General features: G+C 35.7%; 12 protein-coding genes. 5 read left to right on the top strand and 7 right to left on the bottom strand.

The window, feature by feature from the left end:
- Together CBG25_RS17075 and CBG25_RS17070 are read left to right on the top strand one after the other, a co-directional pair.
- A partial coding sequence (locus CBG25_RS17075; protein ID WP_290603775.1) for a transposase family protein occupies positions 1-281 on the top strand: 281 nt, incomplete at its 5' end.
- Entirely contained in the window at positions 223-573 is a 351-nt protein-coding gene (locus CBG25_RS17070; RefSeq protein ID WP_290608124.1) for a hypothetical protein, read from the top strand. The genes CBG25_RS17075 and CBG25_RS17070, both read left to right, overlap by 59 nt.
- Here CBG25_RS17070 and CBG25_RS17065 read toward each other — a convergent pair.
- From CBG25_RS17065 to CBG25_RS17040, 7 genes are all read right to left on the bottom strand, one after another.
- Entirely contained in the window at positions 526-822 is a 297-nt protein-coding gene (locus tag CBG25_RS17065) for a hypothetical protein (protein WP_051297010.1), read from the bottom strand. The two genes, CBG25_RS17070 and CBG25_RS17065, sit on opposite strands and share 48 nt — an antisense overlap.
- Complete coding sequence (locus CBG25_RS21530; protein WP_366212801.1) at positions 819-1007, bottom strand: hypothetical protein; 189 nt, start codon at positions 1005-1007, stop codon at positions 819-821. The genes CBG25_RS17065 and CBG25_RS21530 overlap by 4 nt, the downstream gene beginning before the upstream one ends.
- A gap of 18 nt (positions 1008-1025) precedes the next feature.
- Positions 1026-1439 (bottom strand): hypothetical protein, encoded by a 414-nt coding sequence (locus CBG25_RS17060; protein ID WP_290608123.1) that lies wholly within the window; start codon positions 1437-1439, stop codon positions 1026-1028.
- Between the two features lie 222 nt (positions 1440-1661).
- Positions 1662-1865: a plasmid partition protein ParG gene (locus CBG25_RS17055; protein ID WP_290608122.1), complete on the bottom strand. Its 204-nt coding sequence runs from the start codon at positions 1863-1865 to the stop codon at positions 1662-1664.
- Positions 1862-2485 (bottom strand): AAA family ATPase, encoded by a 624-nt coding sequence (locus CBG25_RS17050; protein WP_290608120.1) that lies wholly within the window; start codon positions 2483-2485, stop codon positions 1862-1864. The genes CBG25_RS17055 and CBG25_RS17050 overlap by 4 nt, the downstream gene beginning before the upstream one ends.
- 110 nt (positions 2486-2595) lie before the next feature.
- On the bottom strand, positions 2596-3537 hold the full coding sequence (locus CBG25_RS17045; protein ID WP_290608118.1) for a replication initiator protein A: 942 nt from the start codon (positions 3535-3537) through the stop codon (positions 2596-2598).
- 753 nt (positions 3538-4290) lie between these two features.
- Positions 4291-4734: a transposase gene (locus tag CBG25_RS17040; protein WP_290608125.1), complete on the bottom strand. Its 444-nt coding sequence runs from the start codon at positions 4732-4734 to the stop codon at positions 4291-4293.
- Positions 4735-4903: 169 nt separating this feature from the next.
- Between CBG25_RS17040 and CBG25_RS17035 the strand changes: the two genes are divergently transcribed.
- From CBG25_RS17035 to CBG25_RS17025, 3 genes are all read left to right on the top strand, one after another.
- The gene (locus CBG25_RS17035; protein ID WP_290608116.1) at positions 4904-5164 is read left to right on the top strand and encodes a hypothetical protein; all 261 of its coding nucleotides are present in this window, start codon (positions 4904-4906) and stop codon (positions 5162-5164) included.
- 290 nt (positions 5165-5454) lie between these two features.
- The gene (locus tag CBG25_RS17030) at positions 5455-5661 is read left to right on the top strand and encodes a hypothetical protein (protein WP_290608114.1); all 207 of its coding nucleotides are present in this window, start codon (positions 5455-5457) and stop codon (positions 5659-5661) included.
- A 209-nt stretch (positions 5662-5870) separates the two neighbouring features.
- Positions 5871-6275 (top strand): transposase family protein (locus CBG25_RS17025; RefSeq protein ID WP_290603697.1); only part of this gene is annotated, 405 nt, incomplete at its 3' end.

Here is a 6275-nt window from a genome sequence, read left to right as displayed (position 1 = left end):
AGGTAACCATCTGGGCAGATACCGGTTTTCAAGGTATAGATAAACAGCATCCTAATACACAAATCCCAAAAAAAGGAACTCGAAAAAGACCTTTATCGCCTGAACAAAAACAAGAAAATAAAATAATCTCGGGCATCCGTATTACAGTTGAACACGCCATCGCGGGTATCAAGCGCCTCGGTTGCATGACCCAAATTTTACGGAATCGTAGACCCTTTATTGATGATACCTTCTTACTCCTTAGCGCAGGTCTTTGGAATTTCCATCTCAGAACAGCGTAAAATTTACTTCAATCACCGAAACACCCTTATTTCACTATTAAGCAACACGCTTATTGTCAAAACTCACAGAAATATTCTCAAAGAAACCCAACAATATGAAAAAATCCCCGAAAATAAAGACACGCCATTTATAGGTTGGTATGCCCTTTTTGCCTGTATAACAGCAAGCTACATTGGATTAACAATAGAAACAGGCGTTCCTACTGTTAATTCCTTGCTTACTGCCAGTGTTATTTATGGTTTACTAAACTTCATCAAAATCCCTTTTTTCATGAAAAAAATAAAAAGCTAATCTTAATAATGGGAGAAATAGTCGCATTTGTGCCACCGCTCTCAATGAGCTAGTCGAGCCTAATTCCAAACGGTGCTGAGCTTCAATCAAAGAAGCTTGGACACTTCGAATAGAGACATGACGGATATCAGCTATATTGGCAATAGGAATACCAATTGCAAAGAGAAAAACATTTTCTTGTTGAGTTTGCGTAAATTCAGGAAACAACTGAGAAAATTGTTTTAGTTCGTCAGAATAAAAAACACTCATGCGATCCCTCCCATTTCTACAAATCCACGTCCCTTATTAATAAATTCAACAGGAATATAGCGCTCAAAGCCTTTCGATTTACCAAATGCCCTTAATTGGCAACCTGAATGCACCTCGGCTTTTTGATAGATAATATTTAAATGATTGCTTGCTGTTCTCGTTCCGATATCTAATCGTCTTGCAATTTCTTTGAGACTTAATCGCTACATCATAAAAAATAGAATTTGCCACTCTTTATCAGTGAACAGCTTGTTAGGTTTTTCTGTAGTCACAGCATAAGGATGCATGCCATCGACATACTCCAACGGTGACAAAAACAGGAATTCGTGGACATGAAAGAAAGTACCTAGATAGCCATTTTCACTACAAAAAAGCGGTAAAAAATGGAATTGCCAAACTTTGGGCGCTTTGTTGTAATCAGATGGCAAATGGCATATTACGAAAAACGGGGATCTTTCAGTTTGTACTTTTTCTATCAATGTTTTCATTTCAGGGGTAAGGATTAACTTAAAAAGTAAATCCGTCATTTTGGCGTCGGTCTGAATTTTTCCCTCGCTATCGCTAAAACCACAGGGAACATTAGCGCTCAAAGAAAGTTTAATTATCTCATGTTTCATGCGACACCCCCAATCCTCTTGAGGATTCGGTCACGTTGACGATTGGTGAGATATTTTGATGTGTGAGCAAAGCTCAAAAGCTGCTCGATTGATATGTTGCACCCTTTCATTATGCGTGCAATATGCGTACTATTTCGCATAGTCTAACTCCTACTTATGCTAGGTTTTGGATTAGTTGATTACAGAGATATACGGTCTCTGTAATCAACGCTGTTTCTATAACTACTTAATTTCGTTTAACCATTTTTTTATTAACATCATGGTTATTTCAGTCATTTCTTTATCATGATTTAAACAAGCAATCTTAAATTCTTTATGTAATTTTTCAGGAATATTTATTTGTAACTTTTTAGTAGGTACAGAAGGTTTATTCACAGCTTCTAGTGCATCATTAACAGATTTGTGATTACCTAATTTCATTTTCATTTTATCAATCCCAATATTTCATCTGTTAATACATCGATTTCACCTTTTGCTTGATAATCATTAGTATCATAAATAGTTCCTCCATCAAGCATAGTTCTAACATAAGCTTGTCTTTGGGTTATTTCGGTACTCATTGCTTTCACACCAGTATCAGCTATAGAATCTTTCAATACGGTTAACATTTTTGCTGCGCTTATTTTTTTTGTTATTACAAAACGAGCAATAATTGGTTGTAATTCATTTCTAGCTTCTATAACAGCTATAATTGCCCCACAAGCAGCAAAATCTAAAGGAGAAGGAGTAACGGGGATCAAAACAATATCACTTACCATAACCGCAGCTGATGATATAGCTGTTATTGCAGCTGCTCCATCAATAATTATATAATCATATAATTTCAAGGTTTTTTTTATGGAATAGATATCTTTTTCAGTAGATGCTTCTGCTACATCAAACAAACTCTTATCTTCTAAATACCAATTCCCTATACTTAATTGAGGATCAGTATCAACTACCACGACATTGTGACCTTTCTTAGCTATAGATGTAGCGACGTTTATTGAAGTCGTCGTTTTACCAACCCCTCCTTTACCATTCAAGAAAGAAATTACTTTACTCATAAAAATTCCCTTAGGACTTCAATCAAGTAATTATATAATCAAGTAATTATATAATCAAGTAATTACACAATCAAGTAATTACACAATCAAGTAATTATTTTAAATAAAAACTATTCCTTCTTTTTTAATATCCTATTTTTTATATTAAAAATTTCTTTTTTCCCTTTTTCGCGTTTACGAGCAGCTTCCGCTTTAGGAGTATTTTGATTACGATTTTTGAAAGTGACTTTGTCTGTGGTGGGATCAAAAAGAATTTCATAATCAGGAAGGTCATTAATTTTAGCTAATTGCTTAATATTAAATTTGAACTTAGACAAAGCAGCTGTACTACCAGTTTTGGAATATAATTTATCGAGTGAAATGATAAATTCATGCTGACTACCACAGTGTTTTCTAGCTATCTCATATAGACGTCTATCAATAGCTTTCCTGATACGAAAATAATCAGGACTAATCTGTAATACCTTAGTTCTTGTTATTGCTTGATAAAGCCATTCAGGTAATGTAAGTTCAACCATACCAATTTCAAGTTGACCCTTTTTATCTTCCAAAATTCTAGCTTTATCAATTAAACCAAAAATGGCGGTTTCTTCCTTATCTTCCGAATATACGATATTCGTTTCAATAGTAGTACCTTTTAATCGAGATAGTGCTTTTTTTAATTCTCTATAACCGACACCACTTGAACTACGATTAGTCGTAACAAAAAAGTCATATGGGGTAAAAGTTATAATACGACTAATTGGGCGCCCGTTATTAATGGCTTCTTGTAATTTAGATATAGCATAAATCCAAATATCCTTATCAAAAATTGTTGCTAATCCAATTTCAACTGCTGGCCTAACAGTAACGATTACACTACCATTTTTATATTGTCTAATTTTTGTATCACCGCCTTTCAAGGCAAAAAAAGGATGCTCCATACTGGCAATTTCATCGCGAAAAGTTGAAACATCAACCTCATCAGCAATGAAAAACTCTAATTGCTTATGTTTACGTGGGCGTAACGTCTTCAAATTGCGTTTTCCTGTTTTCTTTGTATGATCAACCACAGCCTCTCTCCTAGTGTATTTAGGATTGTTGGTTAGAGCTCATTCAGTGTTGATAGCACCGAATGAGCTTGTTTATTTTTTTAAATGATCTTTTCGTAATTTAGGAATTGCGAAATTCATCGTAATTTAAGAAAAGTATAGCATATATATCGTAATTTAGGAACTAATAATAAAATCAGAGCGTTAATTAATCAAAAACTGCAAAGAAAACTGTGGACAAACTCTCAAGTCATTCGTAATTTAGGAATAAAGTATCGTAATTTAGGAAAAAAGTATCGTAATTTAGGAAAAAAGTATCGTAATTTAGGAAAATATTAATTTTTTTTATACAGCAAAAACATAACCTTACTACTCTTTTTTTGTCCTTTAACTCTTTTAACTTATACATAACTAAATATAACTTCGCGCGCGCGAGGTTTTTCTGTGGATAACTTTTCTTCTAACAAAAAACCTAAACCTAAAAATATGTTACTACTGAGTGACCGTATTTACTTATTTTGCAATTGTTATATTCCGCTTCCTCGTCTGCTTACTCGCTCCGCTCGGTCACAGACTTGCGGCGAGCGGAGGAGTTTTAATTAAAAAAATATTTACGCCTAGGAATTTCAAAGATCCTGAGGCCGTATGAAATAGGGATCACAGTCGGTAAGATTTGCTGTTTTTTTCAGCACAAGAGGGAGTGAGATCATTATTTGTTGGCTAATCGACTGATTTTTGAACGAATTTGCTGAATTCAGGCAGATCTTCCCTGCATTACATCACGTAACGCATTCGCGCTATTTCCACTGCGTTAGCAACCAGATCCTTTGTTACCAGCCCATACAAGACCCGCTGATAGACCATTTTCCCGCCACACAGAATACATTTAAAAGGGTCCGTATTGAGCAGTGCTTGGCTGAGGCTGGAAAATGTCACTACTTTTACAGGTTTTTTCTCTTCCTGAGCCAGTGCCTTTTTTACCTTCAGCAATAATGTTCCCACCACTCGGTTTGCGAGAAAACCAAAGTACCGCACCATCCGAAAGTGTTTCTCCGGGATATGTTTAATCAGTCGTAAAATTAACTCACGTTGTGGTAATTCTAAATTTTCATGATGATGTGTGCGATGGTTAAGAAAACGTAGAGTTATACGGGATCCGCCGTCATAGTGGGCCAAACGGCAACCTGATACCGGTGGCTTTTTCAAATAGCGTCCCAGATATTTTGCAGTCCACGCCTAGGAATTTGTCATACATAGATAAAATTACTGTAATGACCCCATAAGAGATACTGTTTATGAAGGGAAAACATTTGAACTTACATGAGCGTTTTTATATCGAAAAACGAATAATTGACGGTGTTACTCAGGCCACTATTGCTAGAGAATTGTGGCTTTCTCGTTCACTGTCAGCAGGGAACTCAAACGTAATACTGATCCCGCTTTCCATGGACTTTATTCTTGCAGAAGAGCCGATACCTTAGCGAAAACCAGACGTCTCAATAAATCTACACGAGATGCATTTAATCAACAAACCCCGCAAACGCAAGATTTTATCCGTAAGGAGCTTGCTTTACATCCCTCGCCAGAAGTTATCAGTGGAAGGCTACGTTTGAAGCATGGTGTTTCTGTCAGCAAGAATACGCTTTAATGGATAAGAATTTCAAAAATAGTTTAACAAAAAATTAACATAATCAATCCAGGAATAGATTATAGAGGCTGATAGTGAATATTTCACTTGAGGTAGGCATCAGGAATCGATTTTAAGCCACCCAATATTCGCTTTACGGCGTTTTCTCTATATAGGTAACCCAAAGGTAGCGCTTTTGGATTTTAGGCGCTTAGAATGCGATACAGTGCGTTTTTTTGATATCGGTACTGTCAGGTTATCGATTTGCAGCGTAGCTGCTTCGTTCATCAAATGAAAGACGTGGCAAGTATATGGTTGATAAGAATACTGGCAAGAAAATATTACTTGGCGGTAAGGTGCTTGAAGTTCCATTGAATGCAAGTGAGTTTGAACTTTTGAAAAAAGCAGCAAAAAACTCAGGTCTTCCAGTTGCAACTTATGTAAGAAGTAATGCTCTGCTGTCTGCTAAGAAACTGTTAAATATTGCACGAGTTTCGCACAGGCATATAAAATTCTAAAAATGGCTTAAAAGCAATGATTAATCTGCAAGTTACTAAAAAACATAAATTTTCTTAAATTACAATAAGTTGTATTTGATTTATAAGGTTTTGACTATTTATATATCATGCTGAATTAAACTTAAAACTAGTTGCTGAATAGAGACTTGCATTTTTTGTCACGCTATAGACAATAAAAAGAGGTTTAACTTAGAAAATAACGGTTTGAAATGATCAACAAAGAGCAGTTGTTACGAGATAATCGTTTATGTAAAGCAATCATTGGATTATCAGTCGAAGAATTGAAAAATTTAGCCGCTGAATTTTCAGCTTGTTATTTGATTTATCGGAAAAAGAATCGAAAAGCTCACGAGCGGCAGATGGGTGCAGGGCAGAAAGGATTTATCCCAACCCCATTAGATAAACTGCTTTTTATTTTATTGTATTTAAAATGTTATCCGACCTATGATTTGCAAGGACTTCTTTTTGGTTTAGATAGAACACGGGCATGTCGCTGGGTAAAAATATTATTGCCGGTTTTAGAGATGACCTTGGGGCGAGAATGTGTTTTGCCCGCTCGTCAAATTCGCTCTGCTGAGGAATTTTTTCGCGCCTTTCCTGGAGTTAAAGACGTC

Source organism: Arsenophonus sp. ENCA, assembly GCF_002287155.1.
Lineage (GTDB): Bacteria > Pseudomonadota > Gammaproteobacteria > Enterobacterales > Enterobacteriaceae > Arsenophonus > Arsenophonus nilaparvatae.
The sequence above is the reverse complement of the archived record's forward strand: the minus strand, read 5'-3'. Positions and strand labels throughout refer to the sequence as shown.